The sequence below is a fragment of the Bradyrhizobium sp. genome (genome assembly GCF_030646015.1).
Classification (GTDB): Bacteria; Pseudomonadota; Alphaproteobacteria; order Rhizobiales; family Xanthobacteraceae; genus Bradyrhizobium.
This window is the reverse complement of record NZ_JAUSLT010000121.1, coordinates 69729-93708: the sequence shown is the minus strand read 5'-3', so window position 1 is coordinate 93708 and position 23980 is coordinate 69729. Positions and strand designations below refer to the sequence as shown.

At 64.5% G+C, this 23980-nt stretch carries 16 protein-coding genes and 1 pseudogene; 7 read left to right on the top strand and 10 right to left on the bottom strand.

Going from position 1 to position 23980, the window contains the following annotated elements; genetic code table 11:
- Positions 1-306, top strand: a 306-nt coding sequence (locus Q7T45_RS19270; RefSeq protein ID WP_304872718.1) for an alpha/beta hydrolase, incomplete at its 5' end; no start/stop codon positions are given.
- A 293-nt stretch (positions 307-599) separates the two neighbouring features.
- Here Q7T45_RS19270 and Q7T45_RS19265 read toward each other — a convergent pair.
- Both Q7T45_RS19265 and Q7T45_RS19260 read right to left on the bottom strand, forming a co-directional pair.
- Complete coding sequence (locus Q7T45_RS19265) at positions 600-1277, bottom strand: glutathione S-transferase family protein (protein WP_304872717.1); 678 nt, start codon at positions 1275-1277, stop codon at positions 600-602.
- 82 nt (positions 1278-1359) lie between these two features.
- Positions 1360-2463, bottom strand: a complete 1104-nt coding sequence (locus tag Q7T45_RS19260; protein WP_304872716.1) for an anhydro-N-acetylmuramic acid kinase — start codon at positions 2461-2463, stop codon at positions 1360-1362.
- Between the two features lie 163 nt (positions 2464-2626).
- Here Q7T45_RS19260 and tyrS point away from each other — a divergent pair, with 163 nt between their 5' ends.
- On the top strand, positions 2627-3880 hold the full coding sequence (gene tyrS, locus Q7T45_RS19255) for a tyrosine--tRNA ligase (RefSeq protein WP_304872715.1): 1254 nt from the start codon (positions 2627-2629) through the stop codon (positions 3878-3880).
- An 86-nt stretch (positions 3881-3966) separates the two neighbouring features.
- Positions 3967-5214: an MFS transporter gene (locus Q7T45_RS19250; protein ID WP_304872714.1), complete on the top strand. Its 1248-nt coding sequence runs from the start codon at positions 3967-3969 to the stop codon at positions 5212-5214.
- A 16-nt stretch (positions 5215-5230) separates the two neighbouring features.
- Here the strand turns inward: Q7T45_RS19250 and Q7T45_RS19245 are convergent, their stop codons facing one another.
- Positions 5231-8983: a DUF3971 domain-containing protein gene (locus Q7T45_RS19245; RefSeq protein ID WP_304872713.1), complete on the bottom strand. Its 3753-nt coding sequence runs from the start codon at positions 8981-8983 to the stop codon at positions 5231-5233.
- Between the two features lie 169 nt (positions 8984-9152).
- Here Q7T45_RS19245 and Q7T45_RS19240 point away from each other — a divergent pair, with 169 nt between their 5' ends.
- From Q7T45_RS19240 to Q7T45_RS19230, 3 genes and pseudogenes are all read left to right on the top strand, one after another.
- Complete coding sequence (locus Q7T45_RS19240; protein WP_304872712.1) at positions 9153-10019, top strand: peroxiredoxin; 867 nt, start codon at positions 9153-9155, stop codon at positions 10017-10019.
- Between the two features lie 103 nt (positions 10020-10122).
- On the top strand, positions 10123-11487 hold the full coding sequence (locus Q7T45_RS19235; RefSeq protein ID WP_304872711.1) for a M23 family metallopeptidase: 1365 nt from the start codon (positions 10123-10125) through the stop codon (positions 11485-11487).
- Between the two features lie 222 nt (positions 11488-11709).
- A pseudogene (locus Q7T45_RS19230) lies at positions 11710-11805 on the top strand (toxin); the annotation flags it as partial.
- Between the two features lie 192 nt (positions 11806-11997).
- Here the strand turns inward: Q7T45_RS19230 and Q7T45_RS19225 are convergent.
- Positions 11998-13218 (bottom strand): ABC transporter substrate-binding protein, encoded by a 1221-nt coding sequence (locus Q7T45_RS19225; RefSeq protein WP_304872710.1) that lies wholly within the window; start codon positions 13216-13218, stop codon positions 11998-12000.
- 232 nt (positions 13219-13450) lie between these two features.
- Here Q7T45_RS19225 and Q7T45_RS19220 point away from each other — a divergent pair, with 232 nt between their 5' ends.
- Positions 13451-15535 carry a carbamoyltransferase C-terminal domain-containing protein gene (locus Q7T45_RS19220; RefSeq protein ID WP_304872709.1) on the top strand — a complete coding sequence of 695 codons (2085 nt, stop codon included), beginning with the start codon at positions 13451-13453 and terminating at the stop codon, positions 15533-15535.
- Here Q7T45_RS19220 and Q7T45_RS19215 read toward each other — a convergent pair.
- The 6 genes from Q7T45_RS19215 to Q7T45_RS19190 form a co-directional block, all read right to left on the bottom strand.
- Positions 15498-16430 (bottom strand): DMT family transporter, encoded by a 933-nt coding sequence (locus Q7T45_RS19215; protein ID WP_304872708.1) that lies wholly within the window; start codon positions 16428-16430, stop codon positions 15498-15500. The two genes, Q7T45_RS19220 and Q7T45_RS19215, sit on opposite strands and share 38 nt — an antisense overlap.
- A gap of 254 nt (positions 16431-16684) precedes the next feature.
- On the bottom strand, positions 16685-17086 hold the full coding sequence (locus Q7T45_RS19210; protein ID WP_304872707.1) for a hypothetical protein: 402 nt from the start codon (positions 17084-17086) through the stop codon (positions 16685-16687).
- Positions 17087-17199: 113 nt separating this feature from the next.
- On the bottom strand, positions 17200-18087 hold the full coding sequence (locus Q7T45_RS19205; RefSeq protein ID WP_304872706.1) for an NAD(P)-dependent oxidoreductase: 888 nt from the start codon (positions 18085-18087) through the stop codon (positions 17200-17202).
- A protein-coding gene (gene prfB / locus Q7T45_RS19200; RefSeq protein ID WP_304872705.1) for a peptide chain release factor 2 occupies positions 18088-19219 on the bottom strand; the annotation gives its coding sequence in 2 pieces (ribosomal slippage) (positions 18088-19149 and positions 19151-19219; 1131 coding nt in all). It abuts the gene before it with no gap.
- 86 nt (positions 19220-19305) lie between these two features.
- Positions 19306-21798 carry a penicillin-binding protein 1A gene (locus Q7T45_RS19195; RefSeq protein ID WP_304872704.1) on the bottom strand — a complete coding sequence of 831 codons (2493 nt, stop codon included), beginning with the start codon at positions 21796-21798 and terminating at the stop codon, positions 19306-19308.
- A gap of 207 nt (positions 21799-22005) precedes the next feature.
- On the bottom strand, positions 22006-23301 hold the full coding sequence (locus Q7T45_RS19190) for an N-acetylmuramoyl-L-alanine amidase (protein ID WP_304872703.1): 1296 nt from the start codon (positions 23299-23301) through the stop codon (positions 22006-22008).
- Positions 23302-23980: the final 679 nt, after the last annotated feature.

Below are 23980 nucleotides of genomic sequence, written 5' to 3'. Positions count from 1 at the left end.
ATGCAGCTTTTGATGCGCCGGCCCGAGGTCGAAGGTTTTATCTCGATCGCGCCGCCCGCCAACCTTTACGACTTCTCGTTCCTGGCACCCTGCCCGTCGTCGGGCCTGATCGTGCATGGCGAGAAGGATGCGGTGGTGCCGACCAAGGACGTCAACACCCTGGTCGAGAAGCTCAAGACCCAGAAGGGCATCGTGATCGATCAGCAGATCATCCCGGGCGCCAACCACTTCTTCGACGGCAAATTGCAGCCGCTGATGGAAACGGTGACCGGCTATCTCGACATGCGGCTCGCCAACGTTCGCTGAGGCGACACTTTTTTGTAGCCCGGATGGAGCCAAAGGGCCGACACAAGGCGGCCCGACGGCGCAATCCGGGAAACCGCCAGCCACCGATGCACTGCCCCGGATTGCGCCATCGGGCGGCGCTTCGCGCCGACCCGTTGTCTCCATCCGGGCTAGGGGCAAAGATTCCGCCGTAGCTCGAAGAGCGAAGGCGGAAGCGTGCCCACCATCTTTCTTTCGCTTCACATGCAATGGTGGGCACGGCGCGAAGAGCGCGCCTTTGCCCACCCTACGCGCTGAACGCTGACATGCGGGCGTTACGCAGCGAGCTTCAGCAGATGCGCGTCGTAACGGACCAGGAACGCACGCAGCAGTTCGGGATAGTCAGCCCCGACCGCGGCCTGAACGCTGGGCCGCTTCGCGAGCTCCGTTCGCCATTTCCGCAGCTTCGGCGTTTTCGCGAACACCGCGAGATCGATGAACTCGTCGAACACGTCGAAATAGCGAAAGATCGGTGCGAACACCGCATCCACCAGGCTGAAATTCGAGCCCGCGAAGAACGGGCCTGCGCCCAGCGCCGTCTCGACGCGCGCAAACTTCGCGACAACCGCCTCGCGCTTGCTCTCGAAGATCGCGGCATCGGTGGTGGTTTCGAGACCCCATAAATCGCTCAGAATGGCGGAGCCGAATTCCATCCAGGCCCGGTGCTGGGCGCGCTGCAGCGGATCGTCGGGATGCAGTTTTGCGCCGCCTTGCGTCTCCTCGATGTACTCGCAGATGACGTTGCTCTCGAACAGCGCCACCTCACCGTCACCGGAGCCGACGGTCAGCACGGGCACCTTGCCGAGCGGCGAGAGCTTCAGGAACCAGTCCGGCTTGTTGGCGAGATCGATATCGAGCCGCTCGAACGCAACGCCCTTCTCGTTCAGCGCGATCACCGCGCGCTGCACGTAGGGACAGAGTTTGTGGCTGATGAGTTTCAGGGGCGTGGCCATGATCGTTCTCGCAGTTTCATGCAGATGCATCAAACTAAATGCAGTTGCATGAACTGTCAAGATCGATGCACCTGCATCCTGATCACGGCCGCGCGATCACCCCGCCGGTCATCGGGATCGGCACGCCGGTGGTGGCGGGATAGCTCAGCGGCAGGCCTTTCAGCCCCCGCGCGGCCAGAAAGCCGAACGCCTGCGCCTCGATGGCGTCGGCCGACCAGCCCAGCGCGTCGGCGGACTCCACGGTCGCAGGCGCAAGACGCTCGCGCAGCATCCGCAGCAGGGTGAGATTACGCGCGCCGCCGCCGGCGACAATCCAGCTCTTCGGCTCCTTCGGCAGCAGCGGCACGATGCGGGCGATGGCTTCCGCGGTGAACGCGGTCAGGGTCGCGGCACCATCGGCGGGCGGCATCTCGCGCAGCACCAGCGAGGCAAAATCGTTGCGGTCGAGCGATTTCGGCGGCGGCAGCGCAAAGAACGGATGCTCCAGCGCCCGGATCACCCAGGGCACGTCGACCGCGCCCTGGGCCGCCAGGCGGCCCTCGCAATCGAAGGGCTGGCCCATCTTGCGGAACATGTAATCGTCGAGCAGCGCGTTGCCCGGCCCGGTATCGCAGGCGATCAGGACGTCTTTGCCGTCGATATAGGTGATGTTGGAAACGCCGCCGATATTGACCACGACGATCGGGCCTTCGCGTTCCAGCGACTGCGCCAGCGCGCGGTGATAGACCGGCACGAGCGGCGCACCCTGCCCGCCGGCATCGACGTCGGCGGCGCGGAAATCGTACATGACCGGAATATGGATGGCTTTCGCAAGTGCTGTGGCATCGCCGATCTGCACGGTCATTTTCTGCGCCGGCCGGTGCAGCACGGTCTGGCCGTGGAAGCCGACGATATCGATGTTTTCACGCGTAATGTGGTGCTGCGAGGTAAAGCTGGCGACCGCCTCGGCATGGGCCTGGGTCACGGCGCGCTCGGCCTCGCCCAGGATGCCCGGCCGGGCATCGCGCTGCGACAGGTTGACGGCCTCGGTCAGCGCCTGGCGCAACAGGCCGCGCTCGTGGGCGGTATAGGCCCGGTAGCCGGACGGGCCGAACGACTTCACCCGCTTGCCGTCGGTTTCGATCAAGGCGACGTCGACCCCGTCGAGCGAGGTGCCGCTCATCAGACCGACTGCCGTCAGCATCATTGCCATCGTGCCCGATTGGGGGCACCCCTGCCGAAGCCCTGCTTGTGTCAAACCAGCACATCTTATAATGCCACAGCGCACATGCTTGCGGCAGCCTAATCCGTCCGGGTTCCGCAAACAGTTACAATTACCGTGAAATAAGAATGATCAGAGTCGCACACAAATGACTGCTTTTAAATCTGATTTTCTGAACATCCTGCAGCAACGTGGCTTCGTCCACCAATGCTCGGATTTCGATGGCCTCGACGCGCTCGCCGCGAAGGGCCAGGCGACGGCCTATATCGGCTACGACTGCACCGCGCCGTCCCTGCACATCGGCAACTTCCTCACCATGATGATGCTGTACTGGCTGCAGCAGAGCGGCAACAAGCCGATCACGCTGATGGGCGGCGGCACCACCATGGTCGGCGATCCCTCCGGCAAGGACGAATCGCGCGCCATCCGCTCGGTCGCGGAGATCGAGGCCAACAAGGCCAGCATCCGCGGCGTGTTCGCCAAGGTGCTGCGCTATGGCGAAGGCCCCGGCGACGCGGTCATGCTCGACAACGCCGAATGGCTGACGAAACTGAACTGGATCGAGATGCTGCGCGACATCGGCCGGCATTTCTCGGTCAACCGCATGCTGACGATGGACTCGGTGCGGCTGCGTCTCGAGCGCGAGCAGGAGATGAGTTTCATCGAATTCAACTACATGGTCTGCCAGGCCTACGATTTCGTCGAACTGTCGCGCCGCGTCGATTGCCGGTTGCAGATGGGCGGCTCGGACCAGTGGGGCAACATCGTCAATGGCGTCGACCTCGGCCGCCGCATGGGCACGCCGCAATTGTTCGCGCTGACCACGCCGCTGTTGACGACGGCGTCGGGCGAGAAGATGGGCAAGACCGCCCAGGGCGCGGTCTGGCTCAATGCCGACCAGTTCAGCCCGTATGATTTCTGGCAATACTGGCGCAACGCCGAAGACGCCGACGTGGTGAAATTTCTCAAGCTGTTCACGATCCTGCCGATGAGCGAGATCGCCAGGCTTGCGGCGTTGCAGGGGGGCGAGATCAACGAAGCCAAGAAGGTGCTGGCGACGGAAGCAACCGCGCTGCTGCATGGCCGCGACGCCGCCAACACCGCGGCGGAAACCGCGCGCCAGACCTTCGAGGAAGGCACGCACGCCGAGAATCTGCCGACGATCGGGATTTCGGGCGCTGAACTGGAGGCCGGGCTTGGCGTGCTGGCGGCATTCGTCAAGACCGGCCTGGTCGCCTCCAATGGCGAGGCGCGGCGTCAGATCAAGGGCGGCGGCTTGCGCGTCAACGACACCGCCGTCAGCGACGAGAAGATGTCGCTGACGCCGAAGGACCTCACCCCCGAAGGCGTGATCAAACTGTCCATGGGCCGCAAGCGCCACGTCCTGCTCAAGCCTGCATAGGCCCAAATCTGAATAGGCCCAAGCCTGCATAGGCGCATTCGTTTTACGCGCTTGCTAGGGGCCGCGGAAACGCGCTCCTTTCTCCCATGGATCAGAATACGCCACGGGAGGATGCGCCGACGAAACCGCTGAAGCCGGCGCGGGTGGCGCTCAACGTGCTGGCGCTGTGCTTTGCACTGTCGGTGCTGGGCCGCGGCCTCGGCGAGAGTTTTACCGTATTCCTCAAGCCGATCTCGGAAGATTTCGGCTGGGACCGCGCCCAGGTGGTCTCGGTCTATTCGCTGACCTGGCTGGCGGGGGGACTGACCGCGCCGCTGATCGGCCGCCTGTTCGACCGCTCCGGGCCACGCACGGTCTACTCGCTCGGACTGTTCCTGCTCGGCGCCGCGTTCCTGATCGCCGCGCATGCGCGCGAGCTCTGGCAATTCCAGTTGAGCGTCGGCCTCTGCGTCGGGCTCGGCATTGCCCTGATCGGCAATGTGCCGAATTCGATCCTGCTCGGCCGCTGGTTCGGCCCGCGGCTGCCGACCGCGATGGCGATCCTGTATTCGGCGACCGGCGCCGGCATATTCGTGCTGCTGCCAGCCTCGCAACTCTTGATCGACCGGATCGGCTGGCGCGACGCCTACCAGCTGTTCGGGATCGTGGCGCTGTGCCTGCTGCTGCCGCTCCTGGTGCTGCCGTGGCGGCTGTTCGCCACCGGCTCGCCGCACATCGCCGGCAAGACCGATGCGGGCTTCGTCGACAATGGCTGGACGCTTGGCAGCGCGATCCGCCATCACGCTTTCTGGGCGCTGTTTTGTACCTTCTTCTTCACCGCGGTGGCGATGTACGCGATCACCGCGCAGATCGTCGCCTATCTGATCGACGCCGGATTTCCGCCGTTGCAGGCAGCGACCGCCTGGGGCTTTTCCGGCATCCTGACGCTGTTCGGCATGCTCGGCATCTCGACCCTCGACGGCATCATCGGCCGCCGGCCGTCGGTGCTGTTCAGCTATGGCGTCTCGATCATCGGACTCATCCTGCTCTGGCTCATTCAATATTATCCGAACTACTGGCTGCTGACCGGCTTTATCCTCTGCTTCGGCAGCATGATCGGCTCGCGCGGGCCGCTGATCACGGCGACCGCGCTCAACATCTTCAGGGGCGAGCGGGTCGGCACCATCTTCGGCACGATTTCGATCGGCAGCGGGCTCGGCTCCGGACTGGGCTCCTGGGCCGGCGGACTGATCCACGACTGGACCCAGGGCTATAACTGGCTGATCGTGTTCGCGCTGGTCAATGTGGTGCTGGGCTTGATCCCGTTCCTGGTGGTGCCGGCGCTGCGGCGGTAGCAGCTGACAACGACGATCAATTATTCGGCGGAAACTCGACCGGGTTGTTCTGCTTGCCGGTGTTGAACTCGAAGATCTTCCGCAGCACGCCGGGCGCCATCGCCGAAATCGGGTTGACGCGGAGCACCGGCTGGCTCGGCGTGCCGACGATCTCGTAGGTCATTCCGATCAGCCCCTCATTGCTGCCGCCGCCGAGGATCAGGCCGAGCAGCGGAATCTGGCCGAACGCATTGTTCAGCCCGTACATCGGCACGAAGGTGCCGCTCATGCGCACCTGGTTGCCGGGGAAATCCAGATTGCCTTCGATGGTGCCGCCGATCATCGGGCCCTTGAGGACGCCTTCCCGGATCGTGAGCTGCCCGCGTTGCCGGGTGAATTCCGCGCGCACGCGCGAGAAGGAAACGCCACTCTGCGCGCCGGCCGGACCGCCGGCCACTGCGCGATCCAGCGAGGCCTCGCCCTTGATGGCGAAATCGCGGACATTGATCAGGCCCTCTTTCGCGCTGGGCTCGACCGTCGGCGGATCCATCGCCAGCGTGAGCTGGCCGCCGACCACCTTGGCGTAGGTATCGGAGAAGCGCAGGAACGCGCCGGCGTCGGCGGTTTCGAGATAGATCAGCTCGCGCCCCTGCGGGCGGCGCAAATCCGCCGTCAGCGGCGTATCGCGGCCAAGCTTGCCGCTCAGCGTAAAACTCTTGATCGCGCCGTTGCGCCGCGAGAACTTGACGTCGACGCTGCGCAGCGCCTCGCCGTAGAAGCCGGCCACCGCGCCGAGCTTGAGGTCGACATCGAAATCGATGCTCTTGGTCTTGCTCTTGACGTCGGTGTCCTTGCCCGACATGGCCGACTTCAGGAAGCCGCGGCCGTCGAACACATCGCCGCGCATCGTCACTTTCACCACCCCATCGGGGGTGCGGTCCGCCTTGAGCGAGGTCTTGTCGCCTTCGGACGGCGAATAGGTCGGGAAGTTGGCACTGATCAGATCGCCGTTCTGGTCGACCTCGAGCGACCCCTTGATCGAAACGCCGCCGCCGTCGATCACGATGTCCTCGAGCCGCGTGGATTGCTGCTTCTGCACCACGTTGAAAACCGCCCGGCTCGACTTGCCTGGCAGCTTGACCCAGCCCGGCAGGATATTGTCGAGCTTCAGCGCGGTCAGATCGGCCTCGATGCCCATCCGGCTGGTTTCGCCGATCTTGCCCGACAGCTTGAGTGGAATGTTGCCGGTGACGGCGGGGCCGAGATCGAACCCGAGCCGGGCGCGGCTGGCGTCGTCTAGCGTCGCCTGCAGTTTGATGTCGGCATCGCCCTCGTTCGGCTTGCGATAATCCAGCGAGGCCGATTGCCCGTTGATCTTGACCTCGCCCTTGACCTGATAGCCGGCGTTGTTGGCCGTGACCTTCAACGCATTCGATTCAAGCTTCTGGTTCATCACCAGCTTGTCGGCGGAGAAACCTGCCAGATCTGCCGAGATGGCAAAGGTGGTGTCGGCCTTGCTGAGCGAGCCCTTGACCGGCAGGCCGAGCGTGACCAGAGCGCTGACCGTGCCCTTGCTCGAATTGGGATCGATCAGGGTGCCGGAAAACTCACTGAGGCGGTCGGATGCGAGAATTTCGGCCATCGCGGGCACCGGGCCATCGATCCGGAACCGGATCTTCGCCGGTGACGGTTTCGGCGCCATGTCTGGCACTTCGAAGACGAAATCGGTGATGTTCAGCTTGCGGCCGGTCGGCGTATCGGACGCAGCCTGCCCGATGGTGACGGTCGCGGTGCGGCCGGTCACCCGGGCCTTCAGATCGGCGTCGCGTACCAGCGGCATTTCGTCCACCGGCCGCAAGGTCACGCCTGACGCGACGATGTTGACGGCAAGACCGTCATCCGGGATCGGCGGCCCTCGCCGCGACAGATTTCGAACCGGCGAGTTGACGCCGACCTCAATGCGCTGCAGCGAGCCGCGTTCGACCCGCTCGATCACCCATTCGCGGACTTCGGGAACGATCAGGATCGGCCACATCCGCTTCAGCGCCGACGCCGACATCGGCGTTCCCGCAAAACCCAGCGTCAGGCGCGGCTCGCCCGAATAATCGACACTGCCGGTGCCGGCGACGCCGATCTCGCCGTTGCTGATATCCGCCTGCGTCAGCAGCACGCGCTTGCGGTCGGTGTCGAAGCGCAGGCCAATGGCGATGCGATTGAAAATCAGGGGTTGTTCGTTGTCCGCCCCTGACAGCACGATGGTGCCGCCGGAAAATCCCAGTTGCCATTCGGCGACATTGCCGTTCGGCGGCTCGAGATGCGCCAACAGCGTGACCCGGTTCGCGCCGGAAATGATCTTGAACGGCGCCACCAGCACGCGCCGTCCGGAATCCCATTCGACATTGATCTCGGCCGAATCGATCGCCATCGGATAATCAGGCGTATCGCTGTCGATGATGTGCCCGGCGCCCGCGGTGACCTTGCCGCGGAAATAGGTCGGCAGGCCGTCGCGCCCGAGTTCGCCCTTCAGCTCGCCGGTCAGCGGCAGGTCCGCGCTGTAGGTCAGATCCTTCAGCCGCATCGCCAGCAGGATATTGGCCGCCGGGACGTTGGTGGCGCGGATGTCGACCGATCGCACCCCGTTGGCGGGAGCTCCGACCACGACGCGAAGCGACCAGGCGCGGCTGCCTTCTTCGCCGAGACTGATCGCCACCCCGCCGCCACTCGGCCGGCGCATGCTGAGGCTGATATTTTCGAACGTCCATTTGTTGCCGCGCTGCTGGTCGTCGACGACAAGGTTGCCGTTCTTCAGGCCGATCTCGTTGAGGTTTTGCCCGTCGAGCCCGGTCAGGCTCAGGCTGTCGAGCCAGTCGAGGCCGGCGAGCAGACCGCTCTGCGCGGTGTCGGGAGCCGGCGCCGCGGGCGCGGTCGTGGCGCCGGGCGAAGATGGCGACGGGCTTGCTGGCGGCACCACGGGAATCGGACGCGGAAATGTCGGCGCCAGCCCTGCTTCCTTTTTCGAGGCCACGCCGGTGGCGAGCGGCTTGGCGGTGTCGCCGGCCGAAACCGTGACGGTGCCATCGGGCGAGATCCGGACCGCGAGTTCGGCATCGACCAGATTGAGGCTCTCGGCGCGAAGCCGTCCCATCAACAAAGCGGTGCCGGAAAGCTTCACCTCGGCCTTCGGCGCGGTCGCGACGATAACGCGATCGCTGTCCCTGACCACGATGTCGCGGATGCGGACGGCGATGCGGATTCGCCCGGCCCGCTCGATCTGGGTGCCGCCGACCTCGACGGTATTGCCGTGGCCGATATTTTCCTCGATCGCCGCCGCCAGCCAGGGCGTGGCCATCTCGAGATTGATCGGACCGGCGCCGAGCCGCCACCACAGCCCGCCGAAACAGCCGGCGAAGATCACCAGCAGAACCGCGCTGACGACGGCGAGGCGTTTGACCCAGCGTTCGCCCGAGACCCAACGGCGCAAGCGTCCGAAACGATCGCCTAGCCGGTGGAAGCCGGAGTCGGAGCGCGACAACAGCCGGCGCGCGCGATAGCCCGCGGCCTCGTCATGGTCCTGATCCCAATCGGCATCATCCCACTGCGAGGACTGGACGTCAGCACGCGGACTGGACCCTTGGTTCGACGTTCTGGGCGACGTTTTCCTGGCCATTGCCTCTCGGTGCTGGCGCTCATTGTAAGATGGATCGCCGCCAAGGCCGCGCTCGTCCACATGGTACGAGCGCTTCCGTGTCGGCACTGCTGCCAATCCTCGATTAATACTGTTACTCGTCATCGGGCCCAAGGAGCCTATTCAACGAGGGGCCGGAGCTTGCGTCGAATTCCCTGCCACCATACTCCGGGGTCATCAGATTTGCCCAGCTGCGGGACCTGTTCCCGCATCCCGGGACAAACCCCGCAATACCCCCATGATTGATCCGCCGAAAGCGACGAAAGGAAGGCGTATGTCCAAGAAAACGCGCAAGAAATCCCCCAAAATGCCCGCTGCGAAGCCGGCCGGCGCCAAGACCACCAGCAAGCCCAAAAAAACCTCCAAGAACACGCCCAAGAACACGTCCAACAAATCGGCCGGCACAGCGGCCAAGACAGCTCAGGCGAAAACCACCAAGGCGACGGCCAAAAAATCAGCCAAGGGCGCCAGCAAGAAACCCGGCAACGCTCCTGCCAAAACTCCTGCCAAAGCATCGCATAAGGCCCCATCGAAACCGTTAAAGACGATTAGCTACAGCGAATCGGTTGCGCCCGTCGTGACCGCATCGAAGGCGCCCGCTGCGAAACCGCCGGTCGTGATGCCGCCGATGGACAAAACCCCGGAGCCAAAAACCGTTGCGACAGCGCCGCGTAAGGTCGGCCTCAGCGAGGGGGCCAAGGCGCCCGCCTTCCGCCTGCCCCGCGACGGCGGCGATTCGGTCTCGCTCAGCGACTTCAAGGGCAGGAATCTGGTGCTGTTTTTCTATCCGCGCGCGGACACGCCGGGCTGCACCAAGGAGGCCATCGACTTCAGCCGGCTGTCCGGTGCGTTTGCCGAAAGCCAGACCGCCGTGCTGGGCGTGTCGGCCGACCCGCTGAAGGCCCAGGAGGCCTTTCGCGACAAGCATGAACTGGTCACTCCTCTGGTTTCAGACGAACAACATGAGATGCTGGATGCGTATGGCGTGTGGGGCGAGAAATCGATGTATGGCAGGACTTTCCTGGGTATTCTTCGCACAACGGTTCTGATTGGCGCCGACGGCCGAATCCTCCGGATCTGGCGCAATGTGAAGGTCGACGGCCATGCCGACGAGGTGCTCGCGGCGGTGCGCGCTTTGTAAGATTTATCCGGTTCCATTCGCTGAAAATTAACCATGAACCGGTCAAATCACCCGCGCCAATTCAGCCGTACGGAGCTCATTTCCGGCCGGCGCGGGAGTGCCGATGTCGTACCGTTCCGGTCATTATTCCGAGTATCCCCAGCACCATCCGCATGACCATGGCAGGACTCCCCCTCGCCGCCCGGCGTCTAACCGCACGCCGGTGGCCCCGGCGACGCAGGAGCAGGACGGCTATACCCTGGTCCACGCCGGCAAGCAGGTCCGCTTTGGCCCGGTGGCGTTCTGGATCGTGGTCGGCACGGTGACCGTGCTCGGGATGTGGTCGGCGGCAACCGCGACCTATTTCGCCTTCCGCGACGACGTTCTGACCCGGCTGATCGCCCGTCAGGCGGAGATGCAATACGCCTATGAAGACCGGATCGCCGAACTGCGCGCCAAGGTCGACCGCACCACCAGCCGCCAGTTGCTCGATCAGGAACAATTCGACCAGAAGCTCGACCAGATCATGAAGCGCCAGACCACGCTGGAATCGCGCGCCACCGCGCTCGGCGCCATTCCGGACGCCGGCGTCACCGGATCGATCCGGCCGCCGGCGCGCGGCGCCGCGGCTATCGAGGCGGTGCCGGGAACACGGAAACCGTCGCCGATCAGCGACACCGTGATCTTCGTGGCGCCGCCTGACCGCGAAGCGCGGCTGGAATCGCGCGCGCCCGTGGTCGCCAAGGCCCAGCCGAACCAGTTCGCCAAGGTCCAGGGTTTCGACAACGTCGTGCTGCGCCTGCAGTCCTCGCTCGACAAGGTCGAGGGCCGCCAGCTGGCGGCGCTTTCTTCGGTCGAGGAGAGCATGGAATCGCGCATGCGCCGAATGCGCGGCGTCATCAGCGATCTCGGCCTCGACATGGCGCAACTGGAAGCCGCGACCCCGCGCGCCGGCGTCGGCGGCCCGTTCGTTCCGGTCAAACTGGGTCCGGATGCGAGCGCCTTCGAACGCCAGCTTTACCGGATCAACACCACCCGCACCCAGGTCGAGCGTCTCAACCGCACGCTTGCGCTGGTGCCGTATCGCAAGCCTGTGATCGGCGAAGTCGAGTTCAGCTCAGGCTTCGGGGTCCGCAGCGATCCGTTCCTCGGCCGCCCCGCGATGCATACCGGCCTCGATTTCCGCGCCGCCACCGGCGACCCGGTGCGCGCGACCGCAAACGGCAAAGTGGTCACCTCGGGCTGGCAGGGCGGCTATGGGCGCATGATCGAGATCGACCACGGCAACGGGCTGTCGACCCGCTACGGCCATCTGTCGGAAATCAACGTCAAGGTCGGCGACCTCATCAAGATCGGCCAGGTGATCGGCGCCGTCGGCTCGACCGGCCGCTCCACCGGTCCGCATCTGCACTACGAAACGAGGATCGATGGCGATCCCGTCGACCCGCAGAAATTCTTGCGCGCCGGTGTGCGGCTGAGCGCGGGCTAGGTTATGAAGACAACCTGACCGCGCAATCACGGCCGACCGTTCCTCGGCCGTCCAGACGAGAAATCCCGCAGAATGGGTTTGAAGGAGCTGCTTCTCACCGCCGCTGGACGCGTGCAATTGCGTGACATGCTGTTCGGCTTCGACGGCCGGATTTCGCGATCGCAATTCTGGCTGGCCCAGGTAGCGACAATCATCATCTGGGTGGCATTGTTGGTGACAAACCTGCCGGCGGTCATTCCGGTTGAATCGTGCTATCTCGGCTGGCAGCAATCGCTCAACCAGCTCCAGGCGCTGGTGGAGCCGGAAATTACCGAATAGTCGACCGCTCCTCTGCAACAACCACTGACCTCATCCTGAACAGCCGCGCGCGCTTCGTGCGGCGTCTCGAAGGATGGCAGCAGGCCATGTGCCAGATGGTTCGAGACGCGCACGGGCAGCGCAAGTGCGCTGCCCGTGCGCTCCTCACCATGAGGGTGTTGAGTGTGTCGGATGAGCAGCAACACTCGTCCATCAGTGCCCGACCTCGCCTGCAATAATGTCGCCGAATAGCTCCCAGCTCTCGCCGTTGAAGCGCATCAGCTGCATCTGCTCGATCGGAAAGAAGTCGTTCGGGCCGGTGTTGATCCTGATCCCCGGCAATAATACGTCCCTGGAAAAATCCTTCAGGCTGGCGGCCTGCTTCATGACGTTCTCGCGCGTGAGATTGTCGCCGCATTGCTTCAGGACCTGAACCATGGTCTGCGCCGAGGCATAGCCATAGACGTTACTGTTGTTGGTCTTGTCGCCGTCGGGAAAATACTTGTCCGTGAAGGCCGCCCACGCCTTGATCCCGGCATCGTCCTTCCACACGGGATCGGTCGGATCCTTGATGTAGGCCGTCGAGATCAGACCCTTGGCGTTGTCGAGGCCGGCCGGCTTGAGCACCGCGGCCACCGAGGTCGAGACGTTGCCGATGAAATACACCGGCTTCCAGCCGAGTTCCGCGACCTTGCGGATCGCCTGCGCCGCGCCCTTGGGCGCCGCCCAGGTCATGAAGATATCGGCGCCGGAATCCTTCAGCGCCACGATCTGCGAGTCGATGGTGGGATCACCGATCTCGTAGGATTTGTCTGCTATGATCATGTTGGCCTTGGCGCCGAGGCCGTCGCGCACGCCCTTCATCTGGTCCTTGCCGGCGTCGTCGTTCTGCCAAAGCGCCGCGATCTTGCCGTTCGGAAAATTCTTCAGGATGTAGGCGGCGTAGATGCGGCCCTCGCTCTGATAGTTCGGCTGCCAGCCCATGGTCCACGGAAAATTCTGCGGATCGCCCCATTTGGTGGCGCCGGTCGCGACAAACAGCTGCGGTACTTTCTTGGCGTTCATGTATTTCTGGATCGCCGAGTTGGACTGGGTCCCGAGCGGCTGGAACACCAGCAGCACCTCGTCGCTCTCCACCAGCTTGCGCGCCTGCTCGACGGCTTTCGGCGGACTGAAGGCGTCGTCATAGCTGATGAAATTGATCTTGCGGCCGTTGATGCCGCCCTCGTCGTTGATCTTCCTGAAATAGGCAGCCTGCGCCTTGCCGATGGTGCCATAGGACGACGCCGGACCGCTATACGGCATGATATTGCCGATCCTGATCTCGGTATCGCTGGCGCCGGGATCGTACTTCTTCTGGGCCGACGCCGCGGTCGTCAAGGCGACGGCTGCGGCAAGGCTCAGCGCAACAACACTTATCGCACGATCCAGCATCGCTCACTCCCCTAGTGGTCTTTGTTTTGCGGAAGTGTCGCAAGCCGGGCGCGCGCACGCAAGCGCGGGCTTATTCCGTCGTATGAAACAAGCATTGTTGCGCGCCGCCAATTATGATTGATGCGACCACGCAACGATTCCAATCCCCTGCCCGAGGCACCGCCCGTTGAGCCCGCCGAACAAGCGAATTGGTCCCAGACATCCGCGGCTCGGCGCCGCCGGATTCCGCGCCATGCGGTGGCTCTGCGCGCGGGTGTTCGCGGCTGCGGGTTTTCACCAGCTCGGCTCGGAATTTGCCGACCGGCGGATCGCGCATGTCCGCGACAAACTGCAACGCGGCGAGACTGTGTATCTGGCCGGGCTGGGGCCGCCCGGCACCCACAATTCGGGCGTGGCGCTGGTCGAGGTGACGCAGGCCAATGGACCGCGCCTGATCGTCAACAACGAGGAAGAGCGCTTTTCCGGCAACAAGCACACGACAGAATATCCGCACCATTCGATCGACGCGATGGTGGCCACGCTGCGGGGCATCGGCCGCGATATCGCCGATATCGACGCCTGGCTCACCAGCTGGGATTACCCGACCCTCTGCGGCACCATTGCCCGCTCGGTGCTGGAGGAAGCGCCGCAGAGCCTGAAACTACTGCGTACCACGGAAGCCGCCGGCTTCGACGGCCGCCGGCTCGACCAGATGACGCGAACGCCCAAGATTCTCGAACGGCAGCTCGGGCTTGCCGAACGGGTGCCGCTGATCTGCCTGCCGCACCATGACAACCACGCCTGGTTTTCCTTCGCGGCGTCGCCGTTCGCCGACGATGGCGAGCCTGTCGCGATCGCGGTGCTCGACGGCACCGGCGACAAGGGATCGATCTCGCTCTATGTCGCCGAACACGGCGCGATGCGGCAGCTCAGCTGCAATGACAGCATGTTCGACTCGCTCGGCGCCTTTTACAGCGTGATTTCATCGACCCAGGGCGGCTGGACCTGGCTGTCCAGCGAGGGCCGCTACATGGGCGCCGCCGCATGGGGCGACATGAACCGTGCCAGTAATCCCTATTACGCGCGGCTGCGGGACGTTCTGGATTTCGGTGCTGATGGCGAGGTCCGGATCAACCGCGCGCTAGCCAACTGGTACTGCGACCCGTTCGATCATCCCTACAAGGCGTCGCTGATCGACATCCTCGGCGAGCCGTTAAAGCCGGACCAGCTCTGGAATCCCGACGCGGTGCTGCGGGTCGAGGACATCACGCACCGGCCCGATACGCAGGATCGTCTCGACAAGGCCGCCGCGACGCAACTGGTGTTCGAGGACGCCATGATCCATGTCGTCGACCATCTGCTGCGCTTGACCGGCGCGAGCCGGCTGGTGCTGACCGGCGGCGTGGCGCTGAACGCCGTCGGCAATATGCGGCTGCTTGAGCATTTCGACGAAAAATGGTTCGCGAAGCACCAGCAGCGCCAGGCCCGCCTGCATCTGTGGGTGCCGCCGACACCCGGCGATCCCGGCGTCACCATCGGCGCGGCCTGGCTGTTCGCACATCTGGCAGGCGCGCCGCGGGGTACACCGATGACGCATGCGTTCTATTGCGGTTTGCCGCCACGGCATGAAGACATCGCAACCGCGCTGCAGGGCGCCGACATCGCCTCACAAGGGATCGGCGACATCTCGACGCCGGAGGGGCGCGACGCCGTGGCCGATCTGATGGCGTATATCGTGGCGCGGAGCGGCATCATCGCGCTGTATCAGGGTGCCGCCGAAACCGGGCCGCGCGCGCTCGGACATCGCTCGATCTTTGCCAACCCCTGCGACGCGCAAGCCCGCGAACGGCTCAACGAACGGGTCAAATACCGCGAAGCGATCCGCCCGCTGGCGCCGATGGCGACGCTGGAAGCGGCTCACCGATATTTCGATTTGCACGAGGGCGCCTCCGACGCCGGTTACAACGCCTATAATTACATGGTGCTGACCGCGCCATCGAAGCCGGGCGCACGCGAAAAAATTCCGGCGGTGATTCACGCCGACGGCACCGGGCGGATCCAGATCGTGCGGGCGGAAGACGATCCCCTCACCTACGCGTATCTGAAGGCGCTCGGCCGCCACATCGGCGTCGAGATCTCCGTCAACACCTCGTTCAATGTCGCCGGTCCGATCGCGCAGTCCCCGCACCAGGCGATCGATACGCTGCGCCGTTCAAAAGGCCTCGACGCGGTGCTGCTGGTGGCCGATGACGGCACAGTCACCGCGGCCTGGCACGGCGGCGAGCGCGACAGCGGCCGGTTTACCGGCTGGCTTTCGGAATGGAAACAACGCCCCTGATGAACCCGAACACACGCCCGTCGATCACCAGCAGTGCGCTGCCGATCACCAGCGCGCCTGTGATCTCGGCAAGATTCATGGTTTCGCCCAGAAAGAGATAGCCGAGCAGGATGGCGGTGACGGGAATCAACAGCGTGACCAGCATGACATTGGTCGAGCCCGACCGTCGCAGGATCTGAAAGAATACGATATAGGCCAGCGCGGTCGACAAACTCGCGAGCCCCAGCAGCGCCAGCCATGTCATCACGCCGGGCATCGGCAATTGCCAGGGACGCTCGACCACGCCGGCGATGACCGCCATCATCAGGCTCGACGCCATCATCTGGAACGTCGCGGTCGCCAGCGGCGGCGAGTCCGAGAGTTTTCGTCGCGCATAGAGCGCCGACAGTCCGTAGCTGAACGCGCCGGCAAGGCAGAGCAGGATGCCAAACCCCTGGCCGCTGCTGAAGCCGAGGTGCCGGCCGTGCAGAATGGCGACCCCGATCAGCCCGATGACGACGCCCGCGACACGACGCGTCCGCAGTTTTTCGTCGCCGGCCGCCGCCATCACCAGCACGGTGAACAGCGGCGTGGTCGCGTTCAGGATCGAGGCCAACCCGCTCGAAACATAAGTCTGCCCGGTGACGATCAGCGAGAACGGCAGGACGTTGTTGAGCAATGCGATGGCGAAGAAGGGCTTCCAGCCGGAAAACCCCCGCGGCAAACCAATGCGATACGCCCACAGCACCGGCAGAAGAATCAGCGCCGCGAGCGCGACCCGCAGCAGCACCACCGTCAGCGGCGGCAATTCCCGCAGCACGACGCCGTTGAAGAAGAACGAGCCGCCCCACAGCACCGAAAGCACTGACAGCAGCGACCAGTCCCTGATGTCGATGCGCTGGTCGGTCGGCGTCATGGCGGTGGGGGCCTGCGTGATCGGGCCAATCGCTTACCCCGAAAGCCGGCGCATCGGCCACCCGATTTCCCGCAACAACCTGAACCTCATCCCCGCGCAACGGCTTCGCCGTTGTCGCTGGAGGAGCCGCGCGCCTTCGCGCGGCGTCTCGAAGGTTGGCACCAGCGCTGTGCCAGATGGTTCGAGACGCGCGCCGGACAGCGCAGGCGCGCTGTCCGAACGCGCTCCTCACCATGAGGGAGCGGCGCGTGCCACTACGGCTTGCGCAAGCACAGGCCGACGGTCGGTGGCGTCGAGCATTTCGCCCCGTCAGCGGCGCCGCCGCCCGGACAGAACACCGACACCAGGGTCTCGTTCGCCTCACAGCTTGCCGCGCCGTCGCCCTGAACAACCCTCAGGCCGGCGACAGCGGGATCGCCCTTGTCACCCTTCTCGCCTTTGTCGCCCTTGGCGCCAGGTGCGCCCTGGGGCCCCTGCGGACCCTGTGCCCCAGGCTGTCCCTGGGCGCCGGCCGTGCCCTGAATGCCTTGCGCGCCCTGCGGACCGGCGGGACCCTGGGCGCCTGTCTCTCCTTTAGGTCCCGCAGGTCCCGGATCCTTGCCGCAGCCGGCCAGCGCGAGTGCGATTCCCATAGCGATGATTACAGAAATTCTCATGACGATCCCCATGACGAATGATTGGTCGCCAGCTGCCGGAAGCCGGCATCAAGACAAGGACTTCGAACTAGAGGCAGAGATGATGCCGGAGCGCCGCGCTACATTCAAGCGCGCTATTTCGCTTTGCCGTCCCTTGGCCGGGACACGACTTCAATCATTTTTCCTTCGTCGTCATTGGGACCATTGGCTTTTGCCCGGTCGTACGCTTGCACTGCAGCACGTCCCATCAAGGGGGCTTCGGCAAGCAGGCTCTCGGCCAGGGCGACGGCATAAGCCGCATCCTTGTGCCGCAGCGACGCCGTGAAGGTCGCGCCGGCAAAATTCCGCTCCACCATGCGCTTCGAATGCCGGATCACCTGCGGGCTGGCGGCAACGCCGGTCTCCACCGCCTCCAGCACCAGCTTCATGTCGAGACCGGCCTGCTCAGCCATCGCAAGGCCCTCGGCGATTCCGGCGATCTGGATCGCGCCCATCAAATTGTTGATCAGCTTGTAGACCGTGCCTGACCCGACCCCGCCGAAATGCCGGATGGTCGTCGACAGCGGGGTCAGGAAAGGCCGCGCCCGCTCGAGATCGGCCGGATCGGCGCCGACCAGCAACGTCAGCTTTCCCGTCGCCGCCGCGTCCGGCAGACCGGTGACCGGGCTGTCGATGTAAACGATGCCACGTTCGCGAAGCACCCGCGCCATTTCGAGCGCGTGGCGGTAGGAAACCGTCGAGCATTCGATCGCGAGCGTGCCGGCCTTCATGGTCGCGGCGGCGCCGTCTTTTGTCAGCCACACCGCGCGTGACGCCTCGTCGTCGGCAACCATGGTCACGACCGCATCGGCGCCAATCGCGGCATCTTCCGGCGACGTCGCCCATTGCGCGCCGCGCGCGATCAGGTCCTCGGCCTTGGCCTTGCTGCGGTTCCACACCGCGACGCTGAAACCGGCGTCGAGATAGCGACCGGCCATGCCATGGCCCATGCGGCCCAACCCGATGAAAGCGACCTTTGTCATTTAGTCCACGTCGTCGATCGACGGAGGCGCGGTGCCGAAGGCGCGTTGCGCCAGCGTCGCCGCCATGAATTCGTCGAGGTCGCCGTCAAGCACGCCCGAGGTATCCGAGGTCTGCACGCCGGTGCGCAGGTCCTTCACCATCTGATAGGGCTGCAACACGTAGGAGCGGATCTGGTGGCCCCAGCCGATATCGGTCTTGGCGGCCTGGTCGGCGGCGGCCTGCGCCTCACGCTTCTTCAGCTCGATCTCGTACAGCCGGGCGCGCAGCATGTCCCAGGCCTGCGCCTTGTTCTTGTGCTGCGAACGGCCGGCCTGACACACCACGGCCACCCCGGTCGGAATGTGCGTCAGCCGCACCGCGGATTCGGTCTTGTTGACGTGCTGGCCGCCGGCGCCGCCCGAGCGCATGGTGTCGACGCGCACGTCGGACTCGGCGATGTCGATCTTGATCGAGTTGTCGACCACGGGAAAAATCGCGACCGACGAAAACGAGGTGTGCCCCCGCGCGTTGGAATCGAACGGCGAGATCCGCACCAGCCGGTGCACGCCGGCCTCGGTCTTCAGCCAGCCATAGGCGTTGTGGCCCGAGATCTGGATGGTGGCGGATTTGATGCCGGCTTCTTCGCCCTGCGTCTCCTCCAGATACTCGATCTTGAAACCGTGCTTTTCGGCCCAGCGCGTATACATGCGCAGCAGCATCGAGGCCCAGTCCTGGCTTTCGGTGCCGCCGGCGCCGGCGTGGACTTCGAGATAGGAGTCGAAGCGGTCGGCTTCGCCCCCGAGCAGCGCTTCGAGCTCGCGGCGGGCGACTTCCTTCTTCAGGGCCTTCAGCGCGGCCTCGGCTTCCGCCACCACGCCTTCATCGTTCTCGGCCTCGCCGAGTTCGATCATGCCGACATTGTCCTCGAGCTCGCGCTCGACCTTGCCGATGCCCTGAAGCGAATCCTCCAGCGAGGTGCGCTCCTGCATCAGCTTCTGCGCCTTCTGCGGGTCGTTCCAGAGATTGGGATCTTCAGCGAGCTTGTTCAGCTCCGCGAGGCGCGCCGTGGATGCATCGACGTCAAAGATGCCTCCTCAGCAGCCCGACAGACTGCTTGATCTCTTCAACGAGGCGTTCGACTTCAGCGCGCATGGTTTCTCTGATTCTGCGGGGGACGAACCGCTACTGGCAGGTGTTGTCGAGGGGATGTAACGGCACCGGCCGCAAAGTGCAATCGGCTACCAAAGCCCGCCGGTGCCGGGACGCATGATCGAGCCGGCGTCGGGCGGTGCCATCAGCGGACGATCGCGGCCGCCGTCGGCATCGGCGACACCAATGACGCTGTAATTATCCGGAGGTGCGGTGCCGGGCTTGAAGGCTTCCAGAATGCCGCCACCGCCCGGACCGCTCCGCATGCCGGACTTGGCGTCGACGCGGATCAGCTTGATGCCGGCCGGAACCTTGAACGGAACCGCCGGCTTGTCGGCGAGCGCGAGCTTGAGAAAGTCCTTGGCGATCGGGGCCGCCAGATGGCCGCCGGTGGCGCCCTTGCCGAGCGCGCGCGGCTTGTCGTAGCCGACATAGATGCCGACCACGACATCCGGCGAGAAGCCGATGAACCAGGCGTCCTTCTCGTCGTTGGTGGTGCCGGTCTTGCCGGCGATCGGCTTGCCGACTTCCTTCAGCACCGTGGCCGTGCCGCCCTGCACCACATCTTCCATCATCGAGGTGATCTGGTAGGCCGTCATCGCATCCAGCACCTGCTCGCGGCGGTCGACCAACTGCGGCTCGGGCTGGTTCTTCCAGCCGCCGGGAGCGTCGCAGCCGCGGCATTCGCGGGCGTCGTGCCGGAAGATGGTGCGGCCGTAGCGGTCCTGAATACGGTCGATCAAGGTGGACTTCACGCGGCGGCCGCCATTGGCGAACATCGAATAGGCCGTCACCATCCGCATCACGGTGGTCTCGCCGGCGCCGAGCGCATACGATAGATAGTTCGGCAGTTCGTCGTAGACCCCGAAGCGCTTGGAGTATTCGCCGATCAGGGGCATGCCGACATCCTGCGCCAGCCGCACCGTCACCGTGTTGAGCGAGCGCTTCAGCGCATTGCGCAACGTCTGCGGCCCGTAATACTTGCCGGTCGAATAGTTTTCCGGACGCCAGACGCCGGCCCCCTGCCCCTGGTCGATTTCGATCGGCGCATCGACCACGATGGTGGACGGGGTATAGCCGTTGTCCATCGCCGCCGAATAGACCAGCGGCTTGAACGACGAACCCGGCTGCCGATAGGCCTGGGTCGCGCGGTTGAACTGGCTCTGGTCGAACGAGAATCCGCCCACCATCGCCAGCACGCGGCCGGTCCAGGGATCCATCACCACCATCGCGCCGGACACTTCGGGAATCTGTCGCAGCCGGAACTGGCCCTCGACGATCGAGCCGTCCTTGGCGAGCAGCGGATCGGCATAGATGACGTCGCCCGGCGCCAGCACCTGCGCCACGTTGGTCGGCGGCTTGAAGCGCGTCGGCCCGGAGGCGGCCTTCGCCCATCTCACGCCATCGAGCGTAACGAGACCGGTCTGCCGCTCCTTGGCGACGGCGCCGCCGAGTTCACGGCCGGGCTGAAAACCGATCCGCGCCGATTGATCGCTGACTTCCAGCACCACCGCCATCCGCCACGGCGAGATATCCGACAGCGACTTGACGTCGGCGAGCTTGACACCCCAGTCGCCGGATATGTCGAGCTTGCTGACGGCGCCGCGATAGCCGGTCGCCTCGTCGAATTTCACGAGCCCGGCGGTCATGGTCTTGCGCGCCATCACCTGCAGCTTCGGATCGAGCGTGGTCCGCACCGACAGGCCGCCTTCGTAGAGCTTCTTCTCGCCATAGCGCTCGAACACGTCGCGGCGGACTTCCTCGGCGAAATACTCGCCGGCGAAGATGTGCGCGGCGTTGCTCCGGCTGGTCACCGTCATCGCATCCTTGCGGGCCTTGTCGGCATCGGTCTGCTTGATCCAGCCGTTTTCCACCAGACGGTCGATCACGTAATTGCGGCGCTCGATGGCGCGATCGCGGTTCTTCACCGGATGCAGCGATGACGGCGCCTTGGGAAGTGCTGCGAGATACGACGCTTCGGCAATGGTGAGTTCATTCACCGACTTGTCGAAATAGACCAGCGATGCGGCGGCGACGCCATAGGCGCCGAGGCCGAGATAGATTTCGTTGAGATAGAGTTCGAGAATCTTGTCCTTGGAATAGGTGCGTTCGATCCGCATCGCCAGCAAGGCTTCCTTGATCTTGCGGGTGAACGACACTTCGTTGGTCAGGAGGAAGTTCTTCGCGACCTGCTGGGTAATGGTGGAGGCGCCCTGCGGCCGCTTGTTGGAACCGAAATTCTGCGCATAGAGCACCGCGGCACGCGCCATGCCGGTGAAGTCGATGCCGCCATGCTCGTAGAAATTCTTGTCCTCGGCGGCCAGGAACGCATTGATGACCATCTTCGGCACCGCCTGGATCGGCAGGTACAGCCGGCGCTCCTTGGAATATTCGCCGAGCAGCGCCCCATCCGACGCATGGACCCGTGTCATGACAGGCGGCTCATAATCCTGCAGCTGCGAATAGTCGGGCAAGTCCTTGGAATAATGCCAGATCAGCCCCGCGGCGGCGGCGACGCCCACCAGGAACACGACGGTGCCGGCGGCGAACAAGAAACCCATGAACCGAACCAGCAAGCGCATTATCGAAGTTCCGTTCCAGCCCTGGCGCCGCGATGACCGGCGCTTCCTCAGCAAAGTCCGCGCCTGGCGATCAGCCGTCTCGCGCAGGCGTATAAAATATTCCGTCGGCGGCGAGCGAATTTAGCGCGATTCCGACGTTCTCGCAGTCATTTCTATAATGCCGCCGCTGTGGCCAAACTAGGGCTTCCGCACTGGAAGGCCCCCTTTTCAGTTACCTGCCCCGGCCGTCGCCAGCCGCTTGGCCAGGAACGCGTCGATCGCCTGCGCCATCGCACCGGCGGTGCGGTTACGCCAACTCTCCGAGACCAGGTGCTCGAAGTCGGCCTTGTTCGAGACATAGCCGAGTTCGACCAGAACCGACGGCACGTCGGGCGCCTTGAGCACCTTGAAGCCGGCCGACTTCAGCGGGTGCTTGTGCATCCGCACGGTGGTCTTCATCTCGCCCATCAAGAGCCGGGCGAACCGGTTCGAGAACGTGCGGGTCTCGCGCTGCGCCAGCTCGATCAGAATGTCGGCGACCTCGGTCGGCTCCTCGGTCAGGTTAACCCCGCCAATGGCGTCGGCCTTGTTTTCGGCTTCCGCGAGCCGCTCCGCCTCGGCGTCGGAGGCCTTGTCGGACAGCGTGTAGATCGTGGCACCCTGGGCGTCGCCCTCGCGCCGCGGCAAGGCGTCGGCATGGATCGACACGAACAGCGCCGCCGACTGGTTGCGGGCGACTTTGACGCGGTCGGTGAGCGGAATGAAGGTATCGTCGGTGCGGGTCATGACGACGCGATATTTACCCGATTTCTCCAGCCGATCGCGCAACGCCAGGCCAAATCCCAGCACCAGCTCCTTTTCATTGGTGCCCCCGGCCTGGGTGCCATTGTCGATGCCGCCATGTCCCGGATCGATCACGACCACGGGTCGCGCATCCCCTGATGCGGCAGGCTTGGCGGCGGCATTCGGCTCGGCGGGGATCGAAGCCACCGTGTCGGAGATCGCGGGCTTCAGCTCGGGCCGGCTTTCGGCGCCCAGCGATTGAACGAAGGTAGTGCGGTCGACCTGTTCCAGCTCGAGCACCAGCCGCGGCGGCTGGCCGTTGGCGGCCTCCAGGACATAGGAATTTGCAATTTTGGCCGGACCGGCCAGATCGAACACGATCCGCGAGCCGCCGGGCATGACGACGCCATAGCGGAAGGCCTTGATCAGCCCGCGCCCGGCGGTGCCCGCCCCGGCCTTGAGCTGAAAATTCACCTGGGGAATATCGACGATCACCCGATAGGGGTCGGCCAGCGCGAAGGCGCGGAACTGGATCGGCCTGTCGAGGTCGAGAACGAAGCGAGTCTGCTTGGCGTCGCCGGCCAGCCGGACCTCGGAAGCGATCGGAAGGTTGGACCCTGCGGCGGGATTCGGCGCCTCACCCTCGGTCGCGCGGCCAATGCTGGCGGATGAGCACAGCAATGCTGCGGCGCACAATAGCACCCAACCCCTAAAAACACGCTGATTTGCGCGGCTCGCCAACGAATCCGTGCCTCCGAGCAGCCCTCTTACCGCAATAGAGCCACAGGGTTAACGAGAGCTTAAGGTGCCGGCGACGATTAAGGTGCGGTGTTGCCGCGCTGCGACGCTCCCATTCACTTCCCTTTCAGTTCCCTTGCACCGGGGCGCCAATCCACGTATGTACGAGGGGCTGACGGCTAAAACTCCCGGTTGTGTCGCGTTCAGCCTCCCGGTGCAGCGCCGGAACTCTCTGAACCCAGAGGATTCCAGCGTCTTTCCGATCCCTCCACAGGCCAGCGCAGCGCGCGGCTGAAACGGAGGGCGGTTTCGAGCCCGAGCGGCGTCGGTCCCAGGTTACCATCTTGTTCCAGGGACGGCTTCAGACACGGCATAACTGATTATCCGGGTCCAACCAGGCCCGATATGCGATGGCCGGCGAGCGCTTTGGCGCCGCGCCGGGTCTTCAGCGAATAGACAAGGCGGCGATTCTTGCCGCCAACGTGTTCAGACGGGCCGACGCTTGATGCGCCAGACTGTGTTGCCGACCATGATCCCCGGTAGAATCGCGCCGCCGCGAAGCGAAAGCTCCGCGCGTCGTTTTGCTCCGACAGGATCCCGTTCGGCCCGGCGCCCCGGGTTGCGTTTTGGCCTTCCCCTCACCCCCGAATCAGGTGGACCGTCGCGTCACCCGGCGGCGCGA

Excerpts from the sequence above, each read along its gene's own strand:
- Q7T45_RS19265 (WP_304872717.1), bottom strand. The coding sequence starts at position 1,277 with ATGGCCACGCCCCTGAAACTCATCAGCCACAAACTCTGTCCCTACGTG.
- Q7T45_RS19260 (WP_304872716.1), bottom strand. The coding sequence starts at position 2,463 with ATGATGCTGACGGCAGTCGGTCTGATGAGCGGCACCTCGCTCGACGGG.
- tyrS (WP_304872715.1), top strand. The coding sequence starts at position 2,627 with ATGACTGCTTTTAAATCTGATTTTCTGAACATCCTGCAGCAACGTGGC.
- Q7T45_RS19250 (WP_304872714.1), top strand. The coding sequence starts at position 3,967 with ATGGATCAGAATACGCCACGGGAGGATGCGCCGACGAAACCGCTGAAG.
- Q7T45_RS19245 (WP_304872713.1), bottom strand. The coding sequence starts at position 8,983 with ATGACGAGTAACAGTATTAATCGAGGATTGGCAGCAGTGCCGACACGG.
- Q7T45_RS19240 (WP_304872712.1), top strand. The coding sequence starts at position 9,153 with ATGTCCAAGAAAACGCGCAAGAAATCCCCCAAAATGCCCGCTGCGAAG.
- Q7T45_RS19235 (WP_304872711.1), top strand. The coding sequence starts at position 10,123 with ATGTCGTACCGTTCCGGTCATTATTCCGAGTATCCCCAGCACCATCCG.
- Q7T45_RS19225 (WP_304872710.1), bottom strand. The coding sequence starts at position 13,218 with ATGCTGGATCGTGCGATAAGTGTTGTTGCGCTGAGCCTTGCCGCAGCC.
- Q7T45_RS19220 (WP_304872709.1), top strand. The coding sequence starts at position 13,451 with ATGCGGTGGCTCTGCGCGCGGGTGTTCGCGGCTGCGGGTTTTCACCAG.
- Q7T45_RS19215 (WP_304872708.1), bottom strand. The coding sequence starts at position 16,430 with ATGACGCCGACCGACCAGCGCATCGACATCAGGGACTGGTCGCTGCTG.
- Q7T45_RS19210 (WP_304872707.1), bottom strand. The coding sequence starts at position 17,086 with ATGAGAATTTCTGTAATCATCGCTATGGGAATCGCACTCGCGCTGGCC.
- Q7T45_RS19205 (WP_304872706.1), bottom strand. The coding sequence starts at position 18,087 with ATGACAAAGGTCGCTTTCATCGGGTTGGGCCGCATGGGCCATGGCATG.
- Q7T45_RS19195 (WP_304872704.1), bottom strand. The coding sequence starts at position 21,798 with ATGCGCTTGCTGGTTCGGTTCATGGGTTTCTTGTTCGCCGCCGGCACC.